This window comes from Rhodoferax sp. GW821-FHT07F03, assembly GCF_059418745.1.
The window spans coordinates 263,786-288,829 of sequence record NZ_JBWKQM010000006.1; the positions used below are offsets into that span (position 1 = coordinate 263,786).

Annotated in this window: 25 protein-coding genes, 2 tRNA genes and 1 pseudogene; 14 read left to right on the top strand and 14 right to left on the bottom strand. The window is 61.4% G+C overall.

Going from position 1 to position 25,044, the window contains the following annotated elements; translation table 11 throughout:
- Window positions 1-12: 12 nt before the first annotated feature.
- Window positions 13-1,422 (bottom strand): cytochrome b, encoded by a 1,410-nt coding sequence (locus tag AC07R0_RS11150; protein ID WP_495097483.1) that lies wholly within the window; start codon window positions 1,420-1,422, stop codon window positions 13-15.
- A gap of 11 nt (window positions 1,423-1,433) precedes the next feature.
- Window positions 1,434-2,033, bottom strand: a complete 600-nt coding sequence (petA, locus tag AC07R0_RS11155; RefSeq protein WP_495075360.1) for a ubiquinol-cytochrome c reductase iron-sulfur subunit — start codon at window positions 2,031-2,033, stop codon at window positions 1,434-1,436.
- Window positions 2,034-2,183: 150 nt separating this feature from the next.
- Here petA and mscL point away from each other — a divergent pair, with 150 nt between their 5' ends.
- Window positions 2,184-2,612 carry a large conductance mechanosensitive channel protein MscL gene (mscL, locus tag AC07R0_RS11160; RefSeq protein WP_495075487.1) on the top strand — a complete coding sequence of 143 codons (429 nt, stop codon included), beginning with the start codon at window positions 2,184-2,186 and terminating at the stop codon, window positions 2,610-2,612.
- A gap of 84 nt (window positions 2,613-2,696) precedes the next feature.
- Here the strand turns inward: mscL and pdxA are convergent, their stop codons facing one another.
- On the bottom strand, window positions 2,697-3,743 hold the full coding sequence (gene pdxA / locus AC07R0_RS11165) for a 4-hydroxythreonine-4-phosphate dehydrogenase PdxA (protein WP_495104869.1): 1,047 nt from the start codon (window positions 3,741-3,743) through the stop codon (window positions 2,697-2,699).
- On the bottom strand, window positions 3,743-4,504 hold the full coding sequence (locus AC07R0_RS11170; protein ID WP_495104870.1) for a Nif3-like dinuclear metal center hexameric protein: 762 nt from the start codon (window positions 4,502-4,504) through the stop codon (window positions 3,743-3,745). Before AC07R0_RS11170 ends, pdxA begins: the two co-directional genes overlap by 1 nt.
- 175 nt (window positions 4,505-4,679) lie before the next feature.
- Between AC07R0_RS11170 and AC07R0_RS11175 the strand changes: the two genes are divergently transcribed.
- Window positions 4,680-5,822: a S1C family serine protease gene (locus tag AC07R0_RS11175; RefSeq protein ID WP_495104871.1), complete on the top strand. Its 1,143-nt coding sequence runs from the start codon at window positions 4,680-4,682 to the stop codon at window positions 5,820-5,822.
- A 59-nt stretch (window positions 5,823-5,881) separates the two neighbouring features.
- Here the strand turns inward: AC07R0_RS11175 and tatC are convergent, their stop codons facing one another.
- The 7 genes from tatC to hisI all read right to left on the bottom strand — a co-directional run bounded on the left by tatC (window position 5,882) and on the right by hisI (window position 9,090).
- Window positions 5,882-6,676 carry a twin-arginine translocase subunit TatC gene (tatC, locus tag AC07R0_RS11180; RefSeq protein WP_495104872.1) on the bottom strand — a complete coding sequence of 265 codons (795 nt, stop codon included), beginning with the start codon at window positions 6,674-6,676 and terminating at the stop codon, window positions 5,882-5,884.
- 54 nt (window positions 6,677-6,730) lie between these two features.
- On the bottom strand, window positions 6,731-7,192 hold the full coding sequence (gene tatB, locus AC07R0_RS11185; protein ID WP_495104873.1) for a Sec-independent protein translocase protein TatB: 462 nt from the start codon (window positions 7,190-7,192) through the stop codon (window positions 6,731-6,733).
- Between the two features lie 22 nt (window positions 7,193-7,214).
- A complete protein-coding gene (gene tatA, locus AC07R0_RS11190) occupies window positions 7,215-7,448 on the bottom strand; it encodes a Sec-independent protein translocase subunit TatA (protein ID WP_495075354.1) in 234 nt (77 codons plus the stop codon).
- Window positions 7,449-7,522: 74 nt separating this feature from the next.
- Window positions 7,523-7,891 carry a histidine triad nucleotide-binding protein gene (locus AC07R0_RS11195; RefSeq protein ID WP_495075353.1) on the bottom strand — a complete coding sequence of 123 codons (369 nt, stop codon included), beginning with the start codon at window positions 7,889-7,891 and terminating at the stop codon, window positions 7,523-7,525.
- Window positions 7,888-8,283 (bottom strand): DUF4870 family protein, encoded by a 396-nt coding sequence (locus AC07R0_RS11200; RefSeq protein WP_490592414.1) that lies wholly within the window; start codon window positions 8,281-8,283, stop codon window positions 7,888-7,890. Before AC07R0_RS11200 ends, AC07R0_RS11195 begins: the two co-directional genes overlap by 4 nt.
- Window positions 8,276-8,671 carry a phosphoribosyl-ATP diphosphatase gene (locus AC07R0_RS11205; protein WP_495104874.1) on the bottom strand — a complete coding sequence of 132 codons (396 nt, stop codon included), beginning with the start codon at window positions 8,669-8,671 and terminating at the stop codon, window positions 8,276-8,278. The genes AC07R0_RS11200 and AC07R0_RS11205 overlap by 8 nt, the downstream gene beginning before the upstream one ends.
- A 5-nt stretch (window positions 8,672-8,676) precedes the next feature.
- Window positions 8,677-9,090 carry a phosphoribosyl-AMP cyclohydrolase gene (hisI, locus tag AC07R0_RS11210; protein WP_495104924.1) on the bottom strand — a complete coding sequence of 138 codons (414 nt, stop codon included), beginning with the start codon at window positions 9,088-9,090 and terminating at the stop codon, window positions 8,677-8,679.
- A gap of 115 nt (window positions 9,091-9,205) precedes the next feature.
- Here hisI and gmk point away from each other — a divergent pair, with 115 nt between their 5' ends.
- The 3 genes from gmk to AC07R0_RS11225 all read left to right on the top strand — a co-directional run bounded on the left by gmk (window position 9,206) and on the right by AC07R0_RS11225 (window position 12,414).
- Window positions 9,206-9,826 carry a guanylate kinase gene (gene gmk, locus AC07R0_RS11215; RefSeq protein WP_495075350.1) on the top strand — a complete coding sequence of 207 codons (621 nt, stop codon included), beginning with the start codon at window positions 9,206-9,208 and terminating at the stop codon, window positions 9,824-9,826.
- Between the two features lie 16 nt (window positions 9,827-9,842).
- Entirely contained in the window at window positions 9,843-10,046 is a 204-nt protein-coding gene (gene rpoZ, locus AC07R0_RS11220) for a DNA-directed RNA polymerase subunit omega (RefSeq protein ID WP_495075349.1), read from the top strand.
- Between the two features lie 94 nt (window positions 10,047-10,140).
- Entirely contained in the window at window positions 10,141-12,414 is a 2,274-nt protein-coding gene (locus tag AC07R0_RS11225; protein WP_495097476.1) for a RelA/SpoT family protein, read from the top strand.
- 13 nt (window positions 12,415-12,427) lie between these two features.
- Here the strand turns inward: AC07R0_RS11225 and greB are convergent, their stop codons facing one another.
- From greB to AC07R0_RS11240, 3 genes are all read right to left on the bottom strand, one after another.
- Window positions 12,428-12,997 carry a transcription elongation factor GreB gene (greB, locus tag AC07R0_RS11230; RefSeq protein ID WP_495104875.1) on the bottom strand — a complete coding sequence of 190 codons (570 nt, stop codon included), beginning with the start codon at window positions 12,995-12,997 and terminating at the stop codon, window positions 12,428-12,430.
- Between the two features lie 65 nt (window positions 12,998-13,062).
- A tRNA-Arg gene (locus AC07R0_RS11235) sits at window positions 13,063-13,139 on the bottom strand.
- A gap of 100 nt (window positions 13,140-13,239) precedes the next feature.
- Window positions 13,240-13,316: transfer RNA gene (locus AC07R0_RS11240), tRNA-Arg, on the bottom strand.
- A gap of 131 nt (window positions 13,317-13,447) precedes the next feature.
- On the opposite strand from AC07R0_RS11240, the gene AC07R0_RS11245 reads away from it, so the two are divergent.
- From AC07R0_RS11245 to AC07R0_RS11285, 9 genes and pseudogenes are all read left to right on the top strand, one after another.
- Window positions 13,448-14,596, top strand: coding sequence for an alpha-hydroxy acid oxidase (locus AC07R0_RS11245; RefSeq protein ID WP_495104876.1), 1,149 nt, complete (start codon window positions 13,448-13,450; stop codon window positions 14,594-14,596).
- 81 nt (window positions 14,597-14,677) lie between these two features.
- Entirely contained in the window at window positions 14,678-15,610 is a 933-nt protein-coding gene (locus AC07R0_RS11250; RefSeq protein ID WP_495075345.1) for an exopolyphosphatase, read from the top strand.
- 172 nt (window positions 15,611-15,782) lie between these two features.
- The gene (locus AC07R0_RS11255; RefSeq protein ID WP_495104877.1) at window positions 15,783-16,958 is read left to right on the top strand and encodes an imelysin family protein; all 1,176 of its coding nucleotides are present in this window, start codon (window positions 15,783-15,785) and stop codon (window positions 16,956-16,958) included.
- 4 nt (window positions 16,959-16,962) lie between these two features.
- A complete protein-coding gene (locus AC07R0_RS11260; protein ID WP_495104878.1) occupies window positions 16,963-18,390 on the top strand; it encodes a di-heme oxidoreductase family protein in 1,428 nt (475 codons plus the stop codon).
- A 188-nt stretch (window positions 18,391-18,578) separates the two neighbouring features.
- Window positions 18,579-19,301: pseudogene (locus AC07R0_RS11265) on the top strand (imelysin family protein); the annotation flags it as partial.
- A gap of 127 nt (window positions 19,302-19,428) precedes the next feature.
- On the top strand, window positions 19,429-20,568 hold the full coding sequence (locus tag AC07R0_RS11270) for a DUF1513 domain-containing protein (RefSeq protein WP_495104879.1): 1,140 nt from the start codon (window positions 19,429-19,431) through the stop codon (window positions 20,566-20,568).
- A 324-nt stretch (window positions 20,569-20,892) separates the two neighbouring features.
- Window positions 20,893-23,193, top strand: a complete 2,301-nt coding sequence (locus AC07R0_RS11275; RefSeq protein ID WP_495104880.1) for a TonB-dependent receptor — start codon at window positions 20,893-20,895, stop codon at window positions 23,191-23,193.
- A 75-nt stretch (window positions 23,194-23,268) separates the two neighbouring features.
- Window positions 23,269-23,952 carry a Fe2+-dependent dioxygenase gene (locus AC07R0_RS11280; protein WP_495104881.1) on the top strand — a complete coding sequence of 228 codons (684 nt, stop codon included), beginning with the start codon at window positions 23,269-23,271 and terminating at the stop codon, window positions 23,950-23,952.
- Window positions 23,949-25,016: an alpha-hydroxy acid oxidase gene (locus tag AC07R0_RS11285; protein WP_495104882.1), complete on the top strand. Its 1,068-nt coding sequence runs from the start codon at window positions 23,949-23,951 to the stop codon at window positions 25,014-25,016. Before AC07R0_RS11280 ends, AC07R0_RS11285 begins: the two co-directional genes overlap by 4 nt.
- The last annotated feature ends 28 nt before the right edge of the window (window positions 25,017-25,044 follow it).

Genomic DNA, 25,044 nt, shown 5'->3' on the forward strand with positions numbered 1-25,044 from the left:
AGAATCTCCGGCTTAGTGCGCAGTGAAGGTTACGCGACTGGGCACTGGCTTGGGCGTTCCCAAGCGACTCCACCACGGCATCAGCAGGAAGAAACCGAAATAGAACAACGTACCAATCTGGGAGACGCGGCCACCAATATCCGATGGCGGCTGCACACCCAAATAGCCAAGAACCAGGAAATTCACGACAAACACCGCATACACATATTTGTGCCAGCTGGGACGATAACGGATGGACTTCACGGGGCTGTGATCCAGCCAAGGCAGGAAGAACAATATGATGACCGCACCTCCCATGGCAACCACACCCCAGAACTTAGCGTCAATCGACATCATCATGGCCACCACGCCCGCAGCCACCACAACGATGGCCGCCTTGACAAAGCTCGGCAACTTGAACTTAAACACGCCCAGGGCCGCACCACCCACCACACAAGCGATCAGTGCGTACATCATCTCGCTGGTAATCGCTCGCAGCATGGAATAGAACGGAGTGAAGTACCACACCGGAGCAATGTGCAAAGGCGTCTTTAGTGAATCAGCCGGAATGAAGTTGTTGTATTCCAGAAAATAGCCACCAAACTCTGGCGCAAAAAAGATGATGGCCGTGAATACCATCAAGAACACGCTGACACCGAAGATGTCGTGCACCGAGTAATAGGGGTGAAACGGAATTCCGTCCAGAGGATGGCCATTCGCATCCTTGGGGGCATTCGGACCCTTGATTTCTACACCGTCAGGGTTGTTGGAGCCGACTTCATGCAGGGCAATGATGTGTGCCGCCACCAGGCCCAGCAGGACCAAGGGCACTGCAATCACATGAAAGCTGAAGAAGCGGTTCAGAGTCGCATCACCCACCACGTAATCGCCACGGATCAGCAGGGCTAGATCCGGGCCTACGAAAGGAATGGCAGAGAACAGATTCACGATCACCTGCGCACCCCAATAGCTCATTTGCCCCCAGGGCAGCAAATAGCCCATAAAAGCTTCGGCCATCAGACACAGAAAGATCGCGCAACCGAAGATCCACACCAATTCACGCGGCTTGCGATACGAACCGTACAGCAAGCCACGAAACATATGCAGGTACACGACCACGAAGAACGCCGATGCGCCAGTGGAATGCATATAGCGTATCAACCAGCCCCAGGGCACATCGCGCATGATGTATTCCACCGAGGCAAACGCCAGGTTGGAATCTGGCTTGTAGTGCATCACCAGAAAGATGCCGGTGACGATTTGCAGCACCAGCACCAACAGGGACAAGGAACCAAAGATGTACCAGAAGTTGAAGTTCTTGGGTGCGTAGTACTCCGACATATGCTCTTTGAAGAGCTTGCTTGCCGGGAAGCGGTTGTCTACCCAATTCAACAGCTTTTCTGGGCCGCTGGCATTGGGGGAGATTTCTTTATATACAGCCATGTGGGGTTCCCTCAAGCCTTCTTGTCTTCACCAATCAGCAGCCGCGTATCCGAGAGATACATGTGCGGCGGAACTGGCAAGTTGTCTGGGGCGGGTTTGTTCTTGTAGACGCGACCTGCCATGTCGAAAGTCGAGCCATGGCATGGGCAGAGAAAGCCACCTGCCCAGTCACTGGGCAAAGATGGTTGGGGCCCCGGTGTGAACTTATCCGAAGGTGAGCACCCTAAGTGGGTACATATGCCTACGACCACCAGAAATTCTGGCTTGATGGAACGCCCTTCGTTGCGGGCGTATTCCGGTGTGAATTCGGAAGGATTGCGCAACGATTTGGGGTCAGCCAACTCAGCATCCAGCTTGGGCAGCTCGGCGACCTGCTCCGGCGTACGGCGCAAAATCCATACGGGCTTGCCGCGCCATTCCACCGTCATTTTTTCACCCGGCTTGAGGCCCGAGATATCGGCTTCTACCGCAGCACCGGCGGCTTTGGCGCGCTCTGAAGGCTGAAAGGTACTTACGAAAGGGATGGCGGTTGCTACGCCACCCACAGCACCGGCACAACCGGATGCAATCAACCACGTTCGCTTACTGTTGTCCACTGAAGCATCACTCATGGGGGTCCTCAAATTCATTGCCGTTTGGGATCAACTACTGATTGTATCCGAGCGATATCGTTCACCCCATCCCGGCAAACCCGCTACAACTGGTCCATGTGGCCGATATTGTGGAGAATAATGACCCTCGTCAAACTACCAGGAAAAGACATGGGCATGCTGCAGGAATTCAAGGAATTCGCCGTAAAAGGCAACGTGATCGACCTCGCCGTCGGTGTCATCATCGGTGGCGCTTTTGGCAAGATTGTGGATTCTGTAGTGGGCGACCTGATCATGCCGGTGGTGGGCACGATTTTCGGCAAGCTCGATTTTTCCAGCATGTTCGTCGTACTCGGCACGCCACCAGCAGGCACGGCGATGACTGTGGCTGAGCTCAAGAAAGCTGGCGTGCCGGTGTTTGCCTATGGCAACTTCATTACCGTGGCGGTGAACTTCGCAATTCTGGCTTTCATCATTTTCATGATGGTGAAGCAGATCAACCGCTTCAAGAAAGATGCACCGGCGCCCGTTGCCGCAGAACCGGTAACACCCGAAGACATCTTGCTGCTGCGCCAAATCCGCGACAGCCTGAACAAATAGACCCGCCCCATAACAGCACTCTATTTTCCATAGCTAAAAACACCCGCCAATATTGTGCTGGCGGGGTTTTTTATCAGCCCAATGTCACGGAAAGCGGCACAGCCGGCGCGCCATGCGGATGGCGGCCACCAGGCTGGACGCATCGGCAACGCCCGTGCCTGCAATATCAAACGCCGTACCGTGGTCCGGGCTGGTGCGCACCAGCGGCAGGCCCAACGTCACGTTCACGCCCTGCTCCACACCCAGGTATTTCACGGGGATCAGGCCCTGGTCGTGGTACATGGCGACCACTACATCGAACTCGCCCGGCTGGCCATTCTTGGCGCGGGCACGCATGAAGATGGTGTCGGGCGCATAAGGCCCATGGACATCCATACCCTCCGCCCGCGCAGTCTGGATAGCGGGAATGATGGTGTCCATCTCTTCCCGGCCAAACAAGCCCCCTTCACCCGCGTGCGGATTCAACCCGGCCACGCCGATGCGTGGCGCGCGGCCCAATGCCGTACCCACAGACTGGTGGGTGATGCGCAGGGTTTGCAGCACACCGTCCAAGGTCACCGCGTCAATCGCTTGGCGCAATGACATATGGATACTGACCAGCACCGTGCGCAGCTCGTCGTTGGCCAGCATCATGCGCACCGGCACGTCCTGCACCGGCTTGCCGAGAAAGGCCGCAGCCTCGGCCTGCAGCAGCTCGGTGTGGCCTGGAAACGGCACGCCGGCAGCCGCCAGCGCCTCTTTGTGCAAGGGTGCGGTCACCACCGCCGCCAGCTCACCGCGCAGAGCCGCACGGCTGGCCCAAACCACGCAATCGGCCGCAACCTTACCCGCCAAAGCGCTCACTTGCGCATATGGTATCTGTGGGAAATGCTCCGTTATTTGTAGCACCGGGATACAGCGAGGCGGTACGGACCAGACCTCCTGCGGTGCTGCAATCAGCGCCACTGGCAGGCTGGGCTGGCCGGGACCGCTGACCAGTTGAGAGGCGCGGCGCACAGTGGCCAGATCACCGGCCACAAAACAGCCCTGGGTGGCATCGGGCGCGTCACGGAAGGCCTTGGCAATAGTTTCCGGGCCGATGCCGGCCGGGTCGCCCAAGGTAATGGCAATAGGAGCTTGCAGGGCGGGCATCATGCGGGATTGGGTATGTCGATGAAGGTGTGGGCCACGCCCAGCTGCTCCGCAACATGGGCTGCGACCGCAGGCGCGCCATAGCGTTCGCTGGCATGGTGGCCGCAGGCGATGAAAGCCACGCCGCATTCACGCGCGTAGTGGGCCTGGGGTTCGGAAATCTCGCCGGTGATGAAAGCATCGGCTCCGGCGGCGATGGCGGCCTCGAAATAGCCTTGCGCACCGCCTGTACACCACGCTATCTTTTTAATAGCCATCGGCGCACCAGGAATATGCACCACTGACCGATCCAATACTTTTTCCACATGCTGGGCCAAGGCCTGCACGGAGTCGAAAACACCGCCATCGGCGCGCTCGCCCAGAAAGCCCAGCTCGTTGTCACCGAACTGCCCTGCCCCCTGCAGCCCCAAGCGCGCACCCAGCTGGGCGTTGTTGCCCAGTGTGGGGTGGGCATCCAGTGGCAGATGGTAGGCATAGAGGTTGATGTCATGGGCCAGCAACAAGGCCAGGCGCTGCTTCATCCAACCAGTCACCGTACCGCTTTGCCCACGCCAGAACAAGCCATGGTGCACAAAGATGGCGTCGGCCTGTTGGGCCACGGCTGCTTCAATCAAGGCCAGACTGGCGGTGACGCCCGAGACAATACGTGTGATCTGGAGCTTGCCTTCGACCTGCAGGCCATTCGGCCCGTAGTCCTTGAAGCGTGCGGGTTGTAGCAAGGCATCAAAAGCCTGCAGCAGTGCGGTGCGAGAGGTACTCATGGCAGCATTTTCGCAGCTACGGCACACCCCGCGTTGCATCGGGCTGGCTCTGGTCACGACGGAGCGGCACAAACCCGCCTGGGTTGTGGGGCCCCTGCGGCTTGGGAGACAATGGCTTATTTGTCTGTGTTTGCGGCCGCTCTACCCGCCACGCCACTCCACCATATTTCCCACCATGAAGCGCCTCTGGCTCCTGTTTGCCCAAACCGCCACCATTCTGCTGGCCGCCTATTTCGTCATCACCACGCTCAAGCCCGAGTGGCTGGGCAAGCGGCCGTTTTCCGGCAGCACCATCTCCTTGATCGAAGCCCCCGCCAGCGCGTCCAGCGCCCCGGCTTCGGGTAGCTTCAGCGCCGCCGCAAAAAAAGCCTCGCCGGCGGTGGTCAGCATCAACACCAGCAAAATGGCTGAGCGCGACCCGCGCAGCGACGACCCCTGGTTCAAATTCTTCTTTGGCGATCGCGGCAGCCAGGCCCAGGTCGGCCTGGGCAGCGGCGTAATCGTCAGCGACAGCGGCTATATCCTGACCAATAACCACGTGGTGGAAGGCGCGGACTCCATCGAAGTCACGCTCACCGACAGCCGCCACGTGCAGGCCCAGGTGATAGGCACCGACCCGGACACCGACCTGGCCATCCTGAAGATCACGCTGGACAAGCTGCCGGTGATGGTGCTGGGCAGCTCGGACGCACTGCAGGTGGGCGACCAGGTGCTGGCGATCGGCAACCCGTTTGGCGTGGGCCAGACAGTCACCAGCGGCATCGTCAGCGCGCTGGGCCGCAACCAGTTGGGCATCAACACCTTTGAGAACTTCATCCAGACCGACGCAGCCATCAACCCGGGCAACTCCGGTGGTGCGCTGGTAGACGTGAACGGCAATCTGATGGGTATCAACACCGCCATCTACTCGCGCTCCGGCGGCAGCATGGGCATTGGCTTTGCCATACCCGTATCGACCGCCAAGCTGGTGCTGGAAGGCATCGTCACGGAGGGCCAGGTGCGCCGCGGCTGGATCGGCGTGGAGCCCAACGACCTGTCCCCCGAACTGGCCGAGACCTTCGGCGTGAAGACGCTGCAGGGCGTGATCATCACCGGAGTGCTGCAAAACGGCCCGGCAGCCCATGCTGGCATCCGGCCGGGCGATGTGATCAAGATGGTGGGGGATAAGCCGGTGAGCACCGTGTCGGAGCTACTGACCAGCGTGGCCATGCTCAAGCCTGGCACCGCCAGCAAATTCAGCGTGCTACGCCAGGACAAGGAACTGAGCTTGGACGTGACCCCGGGCCTGCGCCCCAAGCCCGCGCGGCAAGAGCGCTAATCCGCTACAGTTTCAATAGCTACTGGCGTAGATAAATCATGCGCCAGAGGCATATTTGATCAAGATTCTGCGGGTTTGGCGTCGTCGTCTGGCGACTGGGTGTGCTTGATGAAAACCTGCGCGGCCCAGATGCCCATCTCGTACAGCAGGCACATGGGAATGGCCAGCGCCAGCTGCGACACCACATCGGGCGGGGTCACCACAGCAGCCACGATGAAGGCCAGCACCACGAAGTAGCCGCGAAAGCTCTTCAGCTTGTCGATGCTGACCAGACCCATGCGGGCCAACACCACCACCACGATAGGCACCTCAAAGGCCAGGCCGAAGGCCAGGAACATGGTGAGCACAAAGCTCAGATAGGCTTCAACATCCGGCGTCGCCTTAATGCTGTGCGGCGCGAAGTTCTGGATGAACTTGAACACCTGCCCAAACACGAAGAAGTAACAGAACGCCACGCCCACGAAGAACAGTAACGTGCTCGACACCACCAGGGGTAGTACCAGTTTTTTCTCGTGCGAATACAGGCCTGGCGCTACAAATGCCCAGACCTGCCACAGCACCACCGGCAGCGCAATCATCAACGCCGCCATGAACATCACCTGGATGGGCACCATGAACGGCGAGATCACCGAAGTGGCGATCAGCGAACTGCCTTCTGGCATGGCCGCCACCAAGGGCGAGGCTAGCAAGTCGTACAGACGCGCCGGGCCGGGGTACAGCACCAAACCACCAGCAGCCACCAGCACGGCCAGCAAGGCCTTCACCAGGCGGTCACGCAGCTCCATCAGGTGCTGCACAAAGGGCTGCTCGGTTCCGGCTAGTTCGTCGTCTTGCTTGTTGTGTGGATCAGACATCGTGGACATTCATTGGGGCATGCCCAAACAGACACAGAGGCCGGCTGGCCTCTGTTAATTGATTTTCTGGGGACGGTAGCGCGCCACGCGGGCCGCACCCGAGAGCGCCTTGGTACGCACGCCGGTACGCGCCTTGAACCACTGCGGCGTTGCGCCCTGCTTGAGCCGCCAGCGCTTTTGGGGGCGCTTGTATTCAGGGTACTGCGCATAGTCGTAGTCAGGCGCAGCCAGGGCACTGGAGCCGTCGTCCGACACCTGCTTTTCAAAGTCGCTGACGTTGGTCTGGATGGACTGGTGCACATCGCGCGCTGCACCTTCCATCGTTTCCTTCATCTTCTTCAGCTCATCCAGGTCCATGGACCGGTTGACTTCGGCCTTAACGTCGGCCACATAACGCTGCGCCTTGCCCAACAAGGTCCCCACGGTGCGCGCGACGCGCGGCAGCTTTTCCGGCCCGATGACGATCAACGCCACCGCGCCGATCAGCGCCATTTTCGAAATGCCGAGATCGATCACAGCTGTGAAATCTGCTCAGTGCTCAAGACTTGGTCTTGGCTTCCACGTCGATCGTGGTCTTTTGTGCGCCCGTGGTGCTGCCCACTTGGGCTGCAGGCTTGTCTTCTTCGGTCGCCGCGCCGTCGCGCATGCCGTCCTTGAAGCCCTTCACCGCGCCACCCAGGTCGCTGCCCATGTTCTTCAGCTTCTTGGTGCCGAACACCATGACCACGATCAACAGGACGATCAACCAATGCCAGATAGAAAAAGAACCCATGGAATGCTCCTAACAATGTATGTTTGATTCTAGTCGGCAGGCATGACAGCAGAGGCCAACCGCCAGGTAAAAGCCTAGCCCTTCAGCCAGGGTCGCGGACCGCCGATCACGTGCAAATGCAAATGGTGCACCTCCTGCCCGCCATCATCGCCGGTATTTGCAATCACCCTAAACCCGCCTTGCGGGTAGGGCCTGCAGCCCTCCTGCGCAGCCAGTTGCGGGGCCAATACCATCATGCGCCCAACCAGCGCCGCATGTTCCGGCTGCAACTGCGCCATGGACGGAATATGCGGCTTCGGCACCATCAGGAAATGTACTGGCGCCCAAGGATGGATGTCATGGAACACGAAAAGTTCTTCGTCTTCATAGACTTTCTTGGACGGAATCTGCCCCGCAATAATCTTGCAAAACAGGCAATTTGCATCGTGCTGGTGGGTTGTCACAGGCTATCTCCTACTGCTTGGCTGGCATTCATAGCCACCATGCCGCGCACGATACGGTACAAAAACCACAATGAAATCAAGCCCCAGGCGATCCAGCCAGGCAAGATGAAGAGAAACCACAGCGGTGCCGTCACCACATACAGCACACCGGCCCACAACACGGTACGGATACGCCAGGAAAAATGGCTGGCCTGCCAGGTTCCTTCGGCCTCGCCCTTCTTAACCAGATCGATCACCAGGGCCACGATCAGCAAAGCAGCACCAGGCTGTGCGCCAGGAATGACGGCACCAATAGCCACAATCAGGTGCAGTATGTAGCTGACCCAGCCCACGGTTTTCAGCTCCTGCGCTTTCTCGCTGTCCACGGCACGTACATCGATCACGTCACTCATGGGCCGCTCCTGGAGCCTGGGCCTCGCGTACCAACACCTTGCGCAGGGCTTTCTCCTCAATGCCGCTGGTGCCTTCACGGCGCTCCAGTTCGGCAATCACGTCGGCCGGGCTCAGGTCGAAATGGGCCAAAGCCACCATGGAATGGAACCACAGGTCTGCCACTTCGTTGACAAATTTGGCCTTCAGAGCGGGGGTCGCGCCGCCATGCTCGGCGTCTTTTGCGGCCATCACGGCCTCGGTAGCTTCCTCCCCGATCTTCTTCAAAAAGGCATCCGGCCCCTCGTGCAGCAAGCGCGCCACATAGCTGGCGCTGGGGTCACCGCCAAGGGCTGGCTTGCGGCTGTCGATCACGGCGGCCAGGCGGGTCAATGGGTCTTGGAGTTGCATAGCAGTTATTTATAGATGGATTCCGGGTCTTTCAAGACCGGGTCAATGGCTGTCCAGGTGGCTCCACCCTCGGCTCCAATGTCCAGCACACTGAAAAAGCAGCTGTGGCGCCCAGTGTGGCAGGCAATACCGGGGGTATGGCCCTGCTGCGTCACCTTGAGCAGGATCACATCATTGTCACAGTCCAGGCGGATTTCATGCACCGTCTGGACATGGCCCGACTCTTCGCCCTTGAACCACAGACGGTTGCGCGAGCGGCTGAAGTACACGGCCCTGCCCAGGGCGGCAGTCTTTTCTAGCGCCTCACGGTTCATCCAGGCGAACATCAGCACATCTCCACTGGAGGCTTCTTGTGCAATCACGGGAACCAGCCCTTGGGCGTCCCATTTCACTTCGTTTAACCAATTCATAGGCCGTATTGTCAGCGATTGCCGGTACGTGGCGCCACGGACACGCACAGCCGCTTTGGTCCATCGACGGCAAGGGCAAATATAGAATGTGCCATTTTTCAGCCGTCACCGACGCCCCATCACCATGGACTATCCTGGAAATTTAATTGTGGTTGCCGCTCCCAGCGGCGCAGGGAAATCCAGCCTGGTCAAGGCCCTGATGGAGCTCGACTCCAAGGTGCAACCCTCGGTATCGCACACCACCCGGGCCCCGCGCGGCCAGGAAAAGCACGGTCGCGAATATTTTTTCACCTCGCAATCCGAATTCGATGCCATGGTGCAGGCAGACGCCTTTGTAGAGTGGGCCGAGGTCCACGGAAACCGCTACGGCACGTCCAAAAAAGCCATTGAAGAACGCATGGCCCAGGGCGCAGATGTGATTCTGGAAATCGACTTCCAGGGCGCCATCCAGATCAAGCAGATTTTTGCCAATGCCGTGCTGATCTTCATTCTGCCTCCCAGCTGGGAAGAGCTGCGCTCACGCCTGGAGCGGCGTGGCGAAGATGCTCCAGACGTTATCGAATTGCGCCTAGCCAATGCCGCCGTAGAGATGGCGCAAGCGCATAAATTCGACTTCGTTATAATCAATGAGCTATTTGACCGGGCAGTTTTCGACATGAAAACCATTGTTCATGCCCAGCGGCTCAAGTTTGCGGCCCAACGCCGCGCCCGAGCCGACACTTTCAAATCCCTGAACATCGCATAGTTTTCTGGAGAAATTCATGGCCCGTATCACCGTCGAAGATTGCCTGGTGCAAATCCCTAACCGTTTTCAACTGGTTTTGGCAGCTACCTACCGCGCGCGCATGCTGAGCCAGGGCCATGCTCCGAAAATCGAGAGCAAGAACAAGCCCCTGGTCACCGCATTGCGCGAGATTGCCGACGGCAAAATCGGCCTGGAAATGCTGAAAAAGGTCCCAAGCTGATCTTTGCAATCCTGCACACTTTAAAAGGCACCGAAATTCGGTGCCTTTTTTATTGCCCGGCTGCGACATGTGACAGCCACGCTATATTTGCAACATGAGTGACACGCCTTTACCTGCCAGCAGCACAGCCCCGCCCCAGCCCCCCCACAAAGGCGGACACGGCGCCAGCCCAGCTGCAGCCAACGCAGCGGCGGCCAGCTTCGCAGCCCTGACGGCCAGTCTGGACTACCTGGATAGCGCCAGTGTGGAGCAGGTACGGCAAGCCTACCGCTTTGCCGACGAAGCCCATCTGGGCCAATTGCGTAACAGTGGTGAGCCCTATATCACGCACCCGATTGCGGTTGCGGCACAGTGCGCGGCCTGGAAGCTCGACGCGCAGGCGCTGATGGCGGCATTGCTGCATGACGCCATGGAAGACTGCGGCACGACCAAATCGGAACTGATCGAACGTTTTGGCGCACCGGTTGCCGAGCTGGTCGATGGCTTGACCAAGCTGGACAAACTGCAATTCAACACACGCGAAGAAAACCAGGCCGAATCATTCCGAAAGATGCTGCTGGCCATGGCCCGCGACGTCCGGGTGATACTGATCAAGCTAGCCGATCGAACCCACAATATGCGCACCATGGGCGACATGCCCCGGTCGAAATGGGGACGCATCGCCTCCGAAACCCTGGAAATCTACGCCCCTATCGCCCACCGCCTGGGGCTCAACCAGACCTACCGCGAACTGCAAGACCTGTCGTTTCGCCACCTGCGCCCCTGGCGCTATGCCATTTTGGCCAAGGCCGTGACCAAGGCACGCAACCGCCGACGCGACTTGGTGCAAAAAGTACAGCAAGAGGTCGAAAACACCTTTGCGCAAACAGGCATGCAGGTGCGCATCGCTGGACGCGAAAAAACCCTGTATTCCATCTACCAAAAGATGGCCGACAAGCACCTCACCTTTGCCCAGGTAACGGACATTTACGGATTCCGGGTCATCGTCTCCAGCGTCACCGACTGCTACACCGCACTGGGCGTGCTGCACCAACTGTATAAGCCGGTGCCAGGCAAATTCAAGGACCATATCGCGATTGCCAAGCTCAACGGCTATCAATCCCTGCATACCACGCTGGTAGGGCCGTCGGGTGTAAACGTGGAATTCCAAATGCGCACAGAGGCCATGCACCTGGTTGCGGAATCCGGCGTGGCCGCCCACTGGCTCTACAAAACCAACGATGCCGACAGCGCCACAGCCGAGCGCCTTGGCACCAAATGGCTGCAATCCCTGCTCGACATCCAGGATGAAACCCGCGATGCGGCGGAGTTCTGGGACCACGTCAAGGTGGACCTGTTCCCCGACGCCGTGTATGTCTTCACGCCTAAAAGCCAGATCATGGCCATGCCGCGCGGCGCGACCGTGGTGGACTTTGCCTACGCCATCCACAGCAATGTGGGTGACCGCACGGTTGCCGCCAAAATCAATGGGGAGCAGGTACCGTTGCGCACCGAGCTGCGCAACGGCGACATCATCGAAATCATCACCGCCTCGGTCTCCGCCCCGAATCCGGCATGGCTAGGCTTTGTGCGGACTGGCAGGGCCCGCTCCAAGATCCGCCACCACCTGAAAAGCATGGCGCAGACCGAGTCTGAAAGCATGGGCGAAAAACTGCTCACACAAGCCCTGCGCGCCGAAGGTCTGGAACGATTACCCGAGTCCACCCCAGAACAGCAACCCATCTGGGACAAGCTGCTGCGCTTCACCGGCAACCGTAGCCGGATTGAGCTGCTGACCGACATCAGCCTGGGCAAACGGGTTGCCAGCATCGTCGCCAAACGACTGGTGCACTTGCTGGCGGAAAAGGGGGAGAAACCTGACGCGTTGCTGCTGTCACGTGAGCGCTATATGGCGCATGAGACTGTCTCACAGGGCGCGGTCATACTGGACGGTAGCGAGAACACCTCGGTGCAGTTTGCACGCTGCTGCCGCCCCATTCCAGGAGACGCCATCGTCGGCTACCTAGGGCGCGGAGAAGGTTTGGCGGTGCATACCGCCAATTGCGCTGTTGCCAAACGCCTGCAGTACAAAGATAGTGAACGGTTTATTGCCGTGGACTGGGCGGATGAGCCGATGCGGCAGTTCGAAACCGGCATCGTTGTCACCGTCACCAGCGGAAAAGGCGTGCTGGCCAAGGTCGCGGCCGCGCTGGCCGTTGCCGAGGTGGACATCACCCAGGTCGACATGGGCCAGGAAGAAGCGCATGGCGCAAACGACCTGCGCTTCGTGATCTCTGTGCGCGACCAGGCCCATCTGGAGGTAGCGCTGCGCCACGTACAGCGCACACCCTCGGTGATCCGGGCTCAGCGCATCACACCGGCATCCTAAGGCTAACCTGCTGCTAGGCCGCCGCTCCTGGCGCAGGGTAGTCCACACGCAGTACCTCGATGTCCTGCATACCTACGGGCGACTGCAAACGCACGACATCGCCCACCCGGGCTTTCAACAGCGCCCGCGCGATCGGCGACACCCAGCTGACTTGGCCCTGGGAGGTATCGGCCTCATCTATGCCACGTATGGTCACCGTGCGTTGCTGGCCCGAGGCGTCTTCGTACGCCACCGTGGCACCAAAAAATACCTGATCACTACCGAAATGAACCGATGGGTCCACCACTTCCGCAATTTCCAGGCGCTTGGTCAAGAAACGAATGCGTCGGTCAATTTCCCGCAGGCGCTTTTTGCCGTACAGGTAGTCACCGTTTTCCGAGCGGTCGCCGTTGCTGGCAGCCCAATAGACCACATCCACGATCTTCGGGCGCTCAACTTCCATCAAGGTATTGAATTCGGCGCGCAAACGGGCGCAACCCTCGGGCGTCATGTAGTTCTTGCTGCCGGAGGGCAAGGCTGCCGTAGGAGAGACGTCAACGTCTTCATCTTCCGCATCGCTTTCGCGTGTAAACGCTTTGCTCATGGATATTGGCACCTCACAGCACAATGTAAAAAGCCCGCAATCTTACGATTGCGGGCTTATACGTTTGGTGCGGCTGGCAGGAATTGAACCCACGACCCCTTGGTTCGTAGCCAAGTACTCTATCCAACTGAGCTACAGCCGCTAAGCCTTGTATTCTACAACGAATTGACGCCCGCTTAATCAAAATCTGAAAATAGGCGTAAAAAAACCCGCAAGCTCAACACTTGCGGGTTTTTACATTTTGGTGCGGCTGGCAGGAATTGAACCCACGACCCCTTGGTTCGTAGCCAAGTACTCTATCCAACTGAGCTACAGCCGCGCAGCCTTGCATTCTACAACGGAATCCGGCATCAAAGTAGGCCGCGTGAGAAAAATGCGGTGAACTCCAAAATTTCTTCAGCCCGCACCACGGTCAAGCCCGCTAGCATCCAAGGCATTCAGGAGAACCGTGTGCCCAACGTCATTACCAATATCGAAGATCTGCGCGTTCTGGCGCAAAAGCGTGTACCCCGCATGTTCTACGACTACGCCGACTCCGGCTCGTGGACCGAAAGCACCTATCGCGCAAATTCCGAGGATTTTCAAAAGATCAAGCTGCGCCAGCGAGTCGCCGTCAACATGGCCAATCGCAGCACACGGGTGAAGATGGTGGGGCAAGACGCCGCCATGCCCGTTGCGATTGCGCCCACCGGCCTGACCGGCATGCAGCACGCCGATGGAGAAATCCTGGCGGCCCGGGCTGCGGAGAAGTTCGGCATTCCCTTCACGCTGTCCACCATGAGTATCTGCTCGCTGGAAGATATTGCGGCCCATACCAAGGTGCCATTCTGGTTCCAGCTCTACTGGATGCGCGACCGCGCCTTTATGGAGGCCTTGATGGACCGCGCCAAGGCCGCAGGCTGCTCGGCACTGGTGCTCACGCTGGACCTGCAGGTGCTGGGCCAACGCCACAAGGACTTGAAGAACGGCATGACCGCACCGCCCAAGCCGACGCTGAGAAACATCCTGAACCTCATGACCAAGCCGCGCTGGTGCCTGGGCATGGCGGGCACGCGCCGCCACACTTTCGGCAACCTGGTCGGCCACGCCAAGAATGTGAGTGACATGTCGTCCCTCAGCGCCTGGACCAAAGAGCAGTTCGACCCCCAGCTGGATTGGAACGACGTGGAATGGATCAAGCAGCGCTGGGGCGGCAAGCTCATCCTGAAAGGCATCATGGACCTGGAAGATGCACAGCTGGCGGCAAACAGCGGCGCCGACGCCCTAGTGGTATCCAACCACGGCGGGCGGCAGCTGGACGGCGCCCCCAGTGCGATCGAAGCCTTGCCAGCCATTGCCGACGCGGTGGGTTCTAACATCGAGGTCTGGATGGACAGTGGCATCCGCTCGGGCCAGGACGTACTGAAGGCCTGGGCACTCGGCGCACGCGGCACGATGATAGGCCGCAGCTTTCTATACGGGCTAGGTGCAATGGGCGAAGCCGGGGTCACCAAATGCCTGGAAATCCTGCACAAGGAACTGGACGTCACCATGGCTTTTTGTGGCCATACCCAGATCGGCAACGTAGACAAAAACATTCTTTTGCCAAGCAGGTTTTAGGCCCTATCGCCCAACGCCGTGGAAGCATAATCAAGACGCTTTACGTGATCGTTTGCGTCTTCTTTATAAAGGATGGATTCCATGGGCACAGAAAAATTCCGCTTGGTCACGCGCAGTGACTTTGATGGCCTGGTATGCGCCGTGCTGCTGAACGAACTGGACATGGTGGATGAAATCAAATTCGTCCATCCCAAGGACATGCAAGACGGCAAAGTGGATATCACCTCCCGTGACATCACCACCAACCTGCCCTACGTGGCCGGTGCCCATCTGGCGTTTGACCACCACCTGTCGGAAACCATACGCAACCAAAGCGGGCTAAAGAACCACATCATCGACGCCAAGGCCCCGTCGGCGGCCCGCGTGGTGTATGACTATTACGGCGGCGCCAAGGCCTTCCCGAACATCACCGCCGACATGATGGATGCCGTGGACAAGGCCGACTCGGCCCAATATGTTCGCGATGAAATCATCCACCCCACCGGCTGGGTGCTGCTCAATTACCTGATGGACGCACGTACCGGCCTGGGGCGCTTCCGCGAATTCCGCATCAGCAACTACGCGCTGATGATGGATCTGATCCAGTACTGCCGCAACCACGGCATCGACGACATCCTGAAGCTGCCAGACGTGAAAGAGCGTGTCGAGGTCTACCAGGAACACGCCACCAAGGCCAAGGCCCAGATCGAGCGCTGCGCCACCGTGCACAAAAACCTGGTGGTGCTGGACCTGCGCCATGAAGAAACCATCTGGGCCACCAACCGCTTCATGGTCTATGCGCTGTTCCCGCAAACCAATATCTCCATCCACGTAATGTGGGGCGTGCAGAAGCAAAACACGGTATTCGCCACCGGCAAGTCCATCCTGGACCGCAGCAGCAAGACCAATGTGGGTGAGCTGATGCTGCAGTACGGCGGCGGCGGCCACCATGCAGCCGGCACCTGCCAGGTAGAAAACGACCGCGCCGCGACCGTGCTGCAGGAGCTGACAGACAAAATCAATCTAGACGGTTAAACACAACCGTCCTAGTACAAAAGCCTGGCACCACGGCTAGTGGTTCCAGGCTTTTTTACATCCTATATACAAACAATATCAAGAATCAGTCGCATTACAATTCACAGCCAAAAAGGTTGTGTCAATTGCAAAAGTCTTGCTGTTCACGGCCTGCATTCCAAGGACTCTTGCTGTGAAATCTCTCTTGCTGAGCGCCGCGCTCCTGACGGCCTTTGCCGCACATGCCCAGACGACCGAGCAGCCTGCTGCCCAAACGACGGTCGCCGTCAGCTCCGCAACCGTGGCTGCGCACTATGGCCGCCTGGTACACGCCAGCTACGAAGACACCCTCACCACAGCCCAGGCTATGCACACCGCAATTGCGGAGTTCGTCGCCAACCCCAGCGCAGACGGCCTGGCCAAAGCCCGCAAAGCCTGGCTGGCCGCCCGCGAGTTCTACGGCCAGACCGAAGCCTTCCGCTTTTACGCCGGCCCGATTGACGACAAGAACGGTCCCGAAGGCCGCATCAACGCCTGGCCCATGGACGAGGCCTATGTGGACTATGTGGTGGGCAAGCCCAAATCCGGCATCATCAACAACCCCAAAGTCAAGATCAACGCCAAGAGCCTGTCCGCTCTGAACGAACGTGGCGGCGAAGAGAACATTGCCACCGGCTGGCATGCCATTGAGTTCCTGCTGTGGGGCCAGGACTTGAGCGAAACCGGCCCGGGCGACCGATCGTTCGAAGACTTTGTGGACGGCAAGACACCCAACGCCAACCGCCGCCGCGAATACCTGAAGGTGATTACGGAGCTGCTGGTCAACGATCTGGGCGACATGGTCAAGGCCTGGGCACCGGACGCGAAGAACTACCGCGCCAAGTTTGAGAAGTCCGGCACCAACGCGCTGCGCAATATGCTGGTTGGCGTAGGTTCGCTGTCGCGTGGTGAACTGGCGGGTGAACGCATCGAGGTGGCTCTGGCCTCCAAGAACCAGGAGGACGAACACTCCTGCTTCTCCGACAACACCCACCGCGACGTCGTAGCCAATGCCACCGGCATTGAAAACGTCTGGCTGGGCCGCTTCAAGCGTGCCGACGGCAGCGTGCTGCAAGGCGCCTCGCTGCGCGATCTGGTTGCCGCCAAGGACGCCGGCGTGGCCGAACGCACCAGCAGCCATGTCGCCGCAACGGTCAAGGCTGCCGAAGACATCCACCCTCCGTTTGACCGCGAGATCGTGGACCCAGAGGGCCGCAAACGCCTGCAGGCCGTGGTCGAATCCTTGAAGCTGCAAAGCAAGGACTTTGTGGATGCAGCCAAGGTCGTGGGCATCAACAAGCTGAGCATTTCCGAGCCCAAGGACAAGTAAGCATATGCCCACTTTCGCCAGCCAGCAGACCCTGCGCCTGCTGGCGCTGGCATTCGCCGGGGCCAGCGTCAGCTGGCTGGCCCTGGCGGTGTCCACCTCCGAGCCCGACCCCTCCGAAGAAAAACCTGGCGGCGACACCACGGTATTTGAAGTGGGACTGAATGCCTTCTCCTTCCCCGCCGCCAATCTGGACGAAGAAGGCCGCACGGCATTTGCCATCGGCAACTCCTTCTTCCGGCGCAACTGGGTGGAAGCCCCCTCCTCCACCGCCGCCCGCGACGGCCTGGGCCCGCTGTTCCTGGCCCGCTCCTGTGGCGGCTGCCATACCCAGGACGGACGCGGCGCGCCACCGAATACCTTTAAAAACGGGCTGGCCAGCGAGCAGCCCATTGCCTTGCTGTTCCGCTTATCGGTGATGGGCCCAGATGGCAAGCCCTTTCCCGAACCCACGTACGGCGACCAATTCACCAACCTGGCGGTGCAAGACGTGAAGCCCGAGGGCAAGGTCCGCATCCGCTACACCGAGCTGCCCGGCCAGTTTGCCGACGGCACCGGCTACAGCCTGCGCCAGCCCCACTACAGCTTTACCCACCTGGGCTACGGCCCCATGCAGACCCACACCATGGTCAGCCCGCGCCTGGCCCAGCAAATGCCGGGTGTAGGCCTGCTGGACGCGATTGCCGAGGCCGACGTGCTGGCCAATGTGCAGCAGCAGAGCAGCCGCACCGACGCCATCAAGGGCCAGGCCAACCGCGTGTTCGACCCCGTTGCCGGCAAGGAAGTGCTGGGCCGCTTTGGCTGGAAGGCCAACACTGGCTCGCTGGCGCACCAGACCGCCGCCGCCTTCAATGGCGACATCGGCATCACCTCGGAGCACTTCCCGCATGAGAACTGCACACCCAAGCAGAAGTCCTGCCTGGCTGCCCCACGTGGCGGCAAGGATGGCGGTCCGGAGATAGACAACGCCCTGCTCGCCAAAGTCATCCTGTACGAAGCCACGCTGGCGGTACCGGCCCGGCGCAACTTCAATGACCTGGACGTGCGCCGGGGCCAGGCCCTGTTTGCCCAGGCGCAATGCGCGGCCTGCCACCGGCCCGCATATACCACCGGCACATCTCCCTTCCCGTCGCTCAGCGGGCAAAAGATCTACCCCTATACCGACCTGCTGCTGCACGACATGGGCTCCGGCCTGGCCGATGGCCGCCCGGACGGCCTGGCCAATGGCCAGCAATGGCGGACCGCACCGCTGTGGGGGCTGGGCCTGGTGCCCGATGTGAACGAGCACAGCTTCCAGCTGCATGACGGCCGGGCCCGCAACACCATGGAGGCCATTCTGTGGCATGGTGGCGAGGCAGAGGCGTCCCGCCAGCAGGTGCTGAAAATGCCCAAAGCCGACCGCGATGCGCTGGTGAAGTTCGTCAACTCCCTTTAAGAACGTGTTCTAAAGAAAGCCAAGCTGTGACAGCTCTGATCGACCGCCGAAGCTGGCTTACCCTGAACCTAAGCCTGGGCCTGAGCGCGCTATGCCATGCTGCGGGTGCCGCCACCCTGCCCGCGCGCATCGCCAGCCCGGCCTATACCCCGTCCGACTTGGTACGCAACGGCTTGCAGCTGCACTTTGTGCCCGCTGCGCAAGCTTTTGCCCACTCCACCGCCGTGTTGCGCGACCGGCTCGCTGACGGCTGCAGCCTGCAGCCCGCACGCGATGCCTGGCGCGCCGCCATGCTGGACTGGGAGCGGCTGTCGGCCGTGTCCGTCGGTCCGCTGCTGGAGCGGCGCAGCGCCCGCAGCGTGGACTTCTGGCCTACCCGCCCAGCCATGGTGACAGCCGCCGTGCAAACCCCGCCCGCAGACGCTGCTGCGCTGGAGCAACTCGGCGCGCCAGCCAAAGGCTTGCCGGCGCTGGAATGGCTGCTGTGGCAGCGTGCCCCGGACGCCGCCCAGTGCTACTACGCAGCCCAGTTGGCCGAAGCCTGCGCGACCGAAGCCCAGGCCGTGCTGGCCGACTTCCAGGCCATGGCGCAGCAGAACTGGACGCCAGAGACCGCCCTCACCGTATTCCACGAATGGTTCAGCCAAGCCGTGGGCGGCTTCGAGCAGCTGCGCTGGAAGAAGATGGGCAAACCCGCACGCAGCGGCCGCGCCAGCGACTGGCCACGCGCCACCAGCGGCAACACCCGCGCCGCCTGGCAGGCCACCTGGACTAGCTTGCAGCACTTCCTGGTTGGCACCGGCCGCGCCCAGGAACAAGGCAGCCTGAACGGCTATCTGGCCGGCGACAACCAACTGGCCCTGTCGGCCCAGCTGGAAACGGCTGTCGCAGAGCTCAACACCCGCATACAGGCGGCAGATCCCCGCCATGTGGCAAGCGTTACCGCCGCCATGCAAGCCCTGGCCAAGACCAAGCAGCTGATGGAAGACAAGATCGCCCCCGAGCTGAAAACCATGGTCGGATTCTCGGAGTCGGACGGTGATTAAGACGGTGACCCAGCCCTACACCCTGCGCCGCCGCGACTGGCTGGCCTTCGCCGCCGCCACAGCCGCAACCACGTCGGCTCTGCCTCTGCATGCCTCCAGCGCAGCCCGCCCCGGCCTGCTGACCGCCTGGACCAGCGGCGACGACAACCAGGCCTGGGCCGGCGTCTGGCAGCTGGGCAGCAACCCGCGCGGCGTGGCCCTGCCCAAGCGCGCCCACGAGGTGCTGGTGCAGCACAGCGCCCTGGGCCAACCCACGCACGCCCTGGCCGTGGCCCGCCGCCCGGGCGAGTACCTGCTGCGCTTCGACACCCGCACCGCCCGCGCCGTGCATTGGCATGACATCGAAGACGACCGCGTGCTCTGCGGCCACGCCAGCTATGCGCTGGACGGCAGCGCGCTCTACACCACCGAAACCAATACCGACACTGGCGCCGGCATGATCGCCGTACGCGACCCGTTGAGCCTGGAAAAGCGGGCCGAATTCCCCAGCGGCGGGCTCGATCCGCACATGGTGCTGGTAGAGCCCGACGGCAGCCTGCTGGTCGCCAATGGTGGCCTGCTCAGCCTGCCGGAAACCGGCCGCACCAAGCTCAATATCGGCCGCATGGATTCGTCGATTGCCCGGCTGGACGCCAAGACCGGCACCCAGCGCCAAGCCTGGCGGGTAGACGACCCATATCTCAGTCTGCGCCACCTGGCCCGCGCGCCCGACGGCACCATCGCCGTGGCCATGCAAGCCGAGCACACCGACCTGCAAGCCCGCCGCAGTGCACCGCTGCTGGCGCTGCTGGATGGCTCGGGCCTGCGCAGCGTGCCCTTGCCGCCCGCGCTGGCCCTGGGCGGCTATGCGGGCGACGTGGCCTATGTGCCCGGCAGCGGCCCGCAGGCCGCCGACCGCTTCGTCATCAGCGCCACCCGTGCCGATCAACTGGCCTGGTGGTCGGCCCAGGGTGAAGCCCCCAGCCAGCAGCCCCTGCCCGAAGCCGGCGCCCTGGCCACGCTGGGCGCTGACTGGCTGGCCAGCGGCGCGCAAGGCGATGTGCGTGGCATGCAGGACCACCACGCGCTAGAGCGCCACCTGGACAAGGTGCACTGGGACAACCACGGCAAGTGGCTGGCCGTAACGGCCTAACAAACAGGCCCATGCCAGCCCGGGCCGCCACTATTAAATAGATAGCTACTGGCGCAGACGATATGTGCGTAAGCGGCCTATTTCTTGTAAAAAAGCACGGCACATCGCCATGCCTCAGATGTTGCAAGCATGCAACGTGCTCCAAGGCCCCAAAACCCTGTTTATTCCTATTTTTTGAGTAAAAATAACAAGAATGATTCGCATTAATTTACAATTCATCACAGTTCCTTCCTCGTAGCCAGCCAATCCGTACGGCCCTTTGTGGGCCGTTTTTCTGCGGTAGCCAGCCATTGTTTTAGCTTTTCTATTCTCAGGCTGACTACCATGTCCCGACACAAAACCTCCAAGAAAAAAAGCACTCCAGCGCAGGTAGTATCTGCGCCAGCAGCTATTAAAACCGCAGCAACCCACACCACTCCGTATGCCGCGCTGCCCTTGGGCGCCATGCTGCTGGCCGGCTCCTTGAGCGCCGCAGCCCAGCAGGCAGAAGCCACCAAGTCCCTGGCCCCCGTGGTCGTCAAGGAACAGGCCGAGGGCAAGGACGCCATCCGCGCCACCACCACCACCATCGGCAAGGGCCAGCAGGCACTGCGCGACATTCCGCAGTCCATCACCGTGGTGACCGAAAAGCTGATCGTTGACCGCAACCTCAACACCCTGAAGGAAGTGCTGCACAACACCGCCGGCGTGACCTTCCAGGCCGCCGAAGGTGGCGAGGAAGACATCCGCCTGCGTGGCTTCTCGCTGGCGTCCACCGGCGACATCTTCCTGGACGGCATCCGTGACCCGGCCTTCTACGACCGCGACACCTTCAACAACGACCGCATCGAGCTGCTGCGCGGCTCCGCGTCCATGCTGTTCGGCCGTGGCTCCACCGGCGGCGCGGTCAACCAGGTCAGCAAGCAAGGCCTGCTGAAAAACGAGTCCGAAGTAGCCACCACCCTGGGCAACCACGACTTCCGCCGCGTCACCGGCGACTTCAACATCCAGACCGCCGACGATGCCGCGCTGCGCATCAACGCCATGTACACCAAGGCCGACAACAACGGCGCCGGCAGCAGCATCGACAAGAATGGTCTGGCCGCCAACTACCGCTTCGGCATTGGCTCGATGGACGAGTTCTCGGTCAGCCTGTATGCGCTGGACAACCGCAACGGCATGAACTACGGCATCCCATGGATCAAGGCCCACGCCAGCGATACCAGCGCCGCCAACACCCTGATCACCAGCCTGGACCCCAGCGCCTACTTCGGCATGTCCAGCGATGAAAACGCAGGCTCGGCCAATGTCGGCACCATCAGCCACACCCACCGCTTCACCCCGGACACCGAGCTGAAGACCTCGTTCCGCAAAGGCCGTTTCACCCGCAACCAGCGCGCTGGTACGGTGCGCTTTGCTGCTGCCAATGTGCAACCTGGTGGCCAGGCTGTGGACCTGGGCAACTTCAGCGACAGCACCGTATTCACCCGTGGCACCCAGCTGAAAATCCAGAACCTGGAAACGCTGAACCTGCAAAGCGACCTGAGCAGCAAGTTCGACGCCTGGGGCCTGGGCCACGCGGTGCTGGCCGGCGTGGACTATTCGCGTGAGGAAAAGATCGCCTTCTCCGCACTCACCGCCGCACAAGGCGGAGTGGTCCCCACCAAGCCCAACACACTGGCAGGCACACCCAATGACGGCGCTGCCATCGACGAATCGGTGCGCACCATTCGCCAATCCAGCGGCTTCGTGAACAACACCTACGGCATCTACGCCCAAGACATGGTGCAAATCACGCCCACCTGGAAGGTGCTGGCAGGGCTGCGCTACGACAGCATGGATGGCACGTACGATACCTACAGCGTCACCACCGGTGCAGGCACTGCCAGCTACAAGCAGAGCATCTCCGCCATCAGCAAGCGCGCTGGCGTGCTGTACCAGCCCAATGTGCTGGACTCGTACCACTTCTCCTGGGGCACCTCGTTCAACACTTCGGGTGACACCTACTCGTACAACGCGCAAAGCGCCAACACCGACCCCGAGCGCAGCGAAAACATCGAAGTCGGTGCCAAGCTGGACTCGGCCGACAAGCGCTTCACCACGCGCCTGGCGCTGTTCCGCTCGACCAAGTTCAACGAGCGCAACACCGACCCGGACACCGCGGCAGACCGCCTGCTGCTATCGGGCAAGCGCCACACAGCCGGCTTCGAGCTGGACGTCACTGGCCGCCTGACCACCGCGTGGGAAATCTACGGCTCCTACATGTGGATGCCCGTGGCCCGTGTGGACATTGCGGCCTCTACCGCCACCACCGTGGGTAACCGCGTGGGCGACCGCCCCGGCCTGAGCCCCAAGCACAGCGGCACGGTGTGGAATACCTACCAGTTCACCCCCGCCCTGCGCGCCGGTGTAGGTATCAACTTCCGCAGCAAGCAAGCGCCCGCTGACGTGACCGCCCCCGCCTGGGAAGCCCCCGGCTTCATGACCGCCGACCTGATGGCCGAATACGCCATCAACGACAGCATGACCCTCAAGGCCAACCTGACCAACGTGGCCAACAAGCTGTACGCTGACGCCTTGTACCGCGGCCACTACGTGCCTGGCGCCGGCCGCATCTTCCAAACCACGCTGACCGTCAAGTTCTAAGCCACGGCAAACCAGCCAAGCCGCCCTGGGAACGTATTCTCGGGCGGCTTTTTCACGAGCTACGACAATTCCCCCATGCTGCTCCATCTACCCGACATCCTCAGCCCCGAAGAAGTGCTGCACGCCCGCCAACTGCTGGACCACGCTCCCTGGGCCGATGGCCGCGACAGTGCCGGCAGCCAGGCCCGCGAGGTCAAGAACAACGAGCAGCTACCGCACGACTGCGACGCCGCCAGCCAGATCCGCGCCCTGGTGCTGCGCGGGCTGGACCGCAACCCCACCTTCTTCTCGGCCACCCTGCCCAAACGCGTGTTCACCCCGCGCATCAACCGCTACCAGGGCAGCAGTAACTTCTATGGCCCGCACGTAGACAACGCCGTGCGCTTTGCACCCGACACCGGCCTGCGCGTGCGCACCGACATCTCCTGCACCCTGTTCCTCAGCGACCCGGCCGACTACGACGGCGGCGAGCTGCTGGTGCAGGATGCCGCCGGCCCGCAGTCCGTCAAGCTGCCCGCCGGCCACCTGGTGGTCTATGCCGGTACCAGCGTGCACCAGGTGGCGCCCGTCACCCGCGGTGCGCGCCTGGCCTGCTTCTTCTGGGTGGAGAGCATGGTGCGCAACCAGGAGCAGCGCCAGCTGCTGTTCGACCTGGACATGAACCTGCTGCGCCTGCGCCAGCAGCACGGTGAAACAGCTGAGACCACAGCGTTGACCGGCACGTACCACAACCTGCTACGCATGTGGGCTGATACATGAACGCCCCGCGCGTTGCCAGCATCCCGCCCGGCGTGGTCACGCTGGAAGACCACGCACGCCACGCCCAGACCGTGCTGGACGCAAATGCCTGGGCCTACTTCAGCGGCGGCGCGGCAGACGAAATCACCTTGCGCGCCAACCGCAGCGCCTGGGACAGCCTGCAGCTGCTGCCCCGCGTGCTGCACAACCTGGCCGGCGGCCACACCCGCACCACCCTGCTGGGCCGCGAGCTGGCCCACCCCATCCTGCTGGCTCCCGTGGCCTACCAGCGCATGGCCCACCCCGATGGCGAACTGGCCACAGCGTACGCAGCAGCAGCCCTGGGCGCGGGCATGGTGCTCAGCACCCAGTCCAGCATTGCTATGGAAAATATAGCTGCTGCCGCAGGTACTGAAAGCGCCAGAGGCCCTTTATGGTTCCAACTCTATATCCAGCACGACCGCGCTTTTACCCTCGACCTGGTGCGCCGCGCCGAGCACGCCGGCTTTGAAGCCTTGGTGCTGACCGTCGACGCCCCGGCCCACGGCGCCCGCGACCGCGAGCGCCGCGCCGGCTTCCAGCTGCCGCCCGGCATCAGCGCCGTGCACCTGGCCGACCTGGCCCCCGCGCCCGCCGGCCCCGGCCTGTGTGGCGGCCTGGGCGACGTGGCGCCCACCTGGGACGACGTGGCCTGGCTGCAGTCGCACACCCGCCTGCCCGTGCTGCTCAAAGGCGTGCTGCACCCCGCCGACGCGGCCCAGGCCGTCCGGCTGGGCGTGGCCGGCCTGGTCGTCTCTAACCACGGCGGCCGCACCCTGGACACCGCCCCCGCCACCGCCCAGGTGCTGCCACGCATCGTAGAGGCGGTAGCCGGCAGCATGCCGGTACTGGTAGACGGCGGCATCCGCCGTGGCACGGATGTACTCAAAGCCATCGCCCTAGGCGCCAGCGCCGTGCTGGTGGGGCGGCCCTATGTCTATGGCCTGGCGAACGCAGGAGCGGTGGGCGTGGCCCATGTGCTGCGCCTGCTGCGCGATGAGCTGGAGATTGCAATGGCGTTGTGTGGCTGCGCGACCTTGGCGTAGGCGTCGCCCAGTCTGCTGGTGTAGCGGG

Excerpts from the sequence above, each read along its gene's own strand:
- AC07R0_RS11150 (WP_495097483.1), bottom strand. The coding sequence starts at position 1,422 with ATGGCTGTATATAAAGAAATCTCCCCCAATGCCAGCGGCCCAGAAAAG.
- petA (WP_495075360.1), bottom strand. The coding sequence starts at position 2,033 with ATGAGTGATGCTTCAGTGGACAACAGTAAGCGAACGTGGTTGATTGCA.
- mscL (WP_495075487.1), top strand. The coding sequence starts at position 2,184 with ATGGGCATGCTGCAGGAATTCAAGGAATTCGCCGTAAAAGGCAACGTG.
- pdxA (WP_495104869.1), bottom strand. The coding sequence starts at position 3,743 with ATGCCCGCCCTGCAAGCTCCTATTGCCATTACCTTGGGCGACCCGGCC.
- AC07R0_RS11170 (WP_495104870.1), bottom strand. The coding sequence starts at position 4,504 with ATGAGTACCTCTCGCACCGCACTGCTGCAGGCTTTTGATGCCTTGCTA.
- AC07R0_RS11175 (WP_495104871.1), top strand. The coding sequence starts at position 4,680 with ATGAAGCGCCTCTGGCTCCTGTTTGCCCAAACCGCCACCATTCTGCTG.
- tatC (WP_495104872.1), bottom strand. The coding sequence starts at position 6,676 with ATGTCTGATCCACACAACAAGCAAGACGACGAACTAGCCGGAACCGAG.
- tatA (WP_495075354.1), bottom strand. The coding sequence starts at position 7,448 with ATGGGTTCTTTTTCTATCTGGCATTGGTTGATCGTCCTGTTGATCGTG.
- AC07R0_RS11200 (WP_490592414.1), bottom strand. The coding sequence starts at position 8,283 with ATGAGTGACGTGATCGATGTACGTGCCGTGGACAGCGAGAAAGCGCAG.
- AC07R0_RS11205 (WP_495104874.1), bottom strand. The coding sequence starts at position 8,671 with ATGCAACTCCAAGACCCATTGACCCGCCTGGCCGCCGTGATCGACAGC.
- gmk (WP_495075350.1), top strand. The coding sequence starts at position 9,206 with ATGGACTATCCTGGAAATTTAATTGTGGTTGCCGCTCCCAGCGGCGCA.
- rpoZ (WP_495075349.1), top strand. The coding sequence starts at position 9,843 with ATGGCCCGTATCACCGTCGAAGATTGCCTGGTGCAAATCCCTAACCGT.
- AC07R0_RS11225 (WP_495097476.1), top strand. The coding sequence starts at position 10,141 with ATGAGTGACACGCCTTTACCTGCCAGCAGCACAGCCCCGCCCCAGCCC.
- greB (WP_495104875.1), bottom strand. The coding sequence starts at position 12,997 with ATGAGCAAAGCGTTTACACGCGAAAGCGATGCGGAAGATGAAGACGTT.
- AC07R0_RS11250 (WP_495075345.1), top strand. The coding sequence starts at position 14,678 with ATGGGCACAGAAAAATTCCGCTTGGTCACGCGCAGTGACTTTGATGGC.
- AC07R0_RS11260 (WP_495104878.1), top strand. The coding sequence starts at position 16,963 with ATGCCCACTTTCGCCAGCCAGCAGACCCTGCGCCTGCTGGCGCTGGCA.
- AC07R0_RS11275 (WP_495104880.1), top strand. The coding sequence starts at position 20,893 with ATGTCCCGACACAAAACCTCCAAGAAAAAAAGCACTCCAGCGCAGGTA.
- AC07R0_RS11280 (WP_495104881.1), top strand. The coding sequence starts at position 23,269 with ATGCTGCTCCATCTACCCGACATCCTCAGCCCCGAAGAAGTGCTGCAC.
- AC07R0_RS11285 (WP_495104882.1), top strand. The coding sequence starts at position 23,949 with ATGAACGCCCCGCGCGTTGCCAGCATCCCGCCCGGCGTGGTCACGCTG.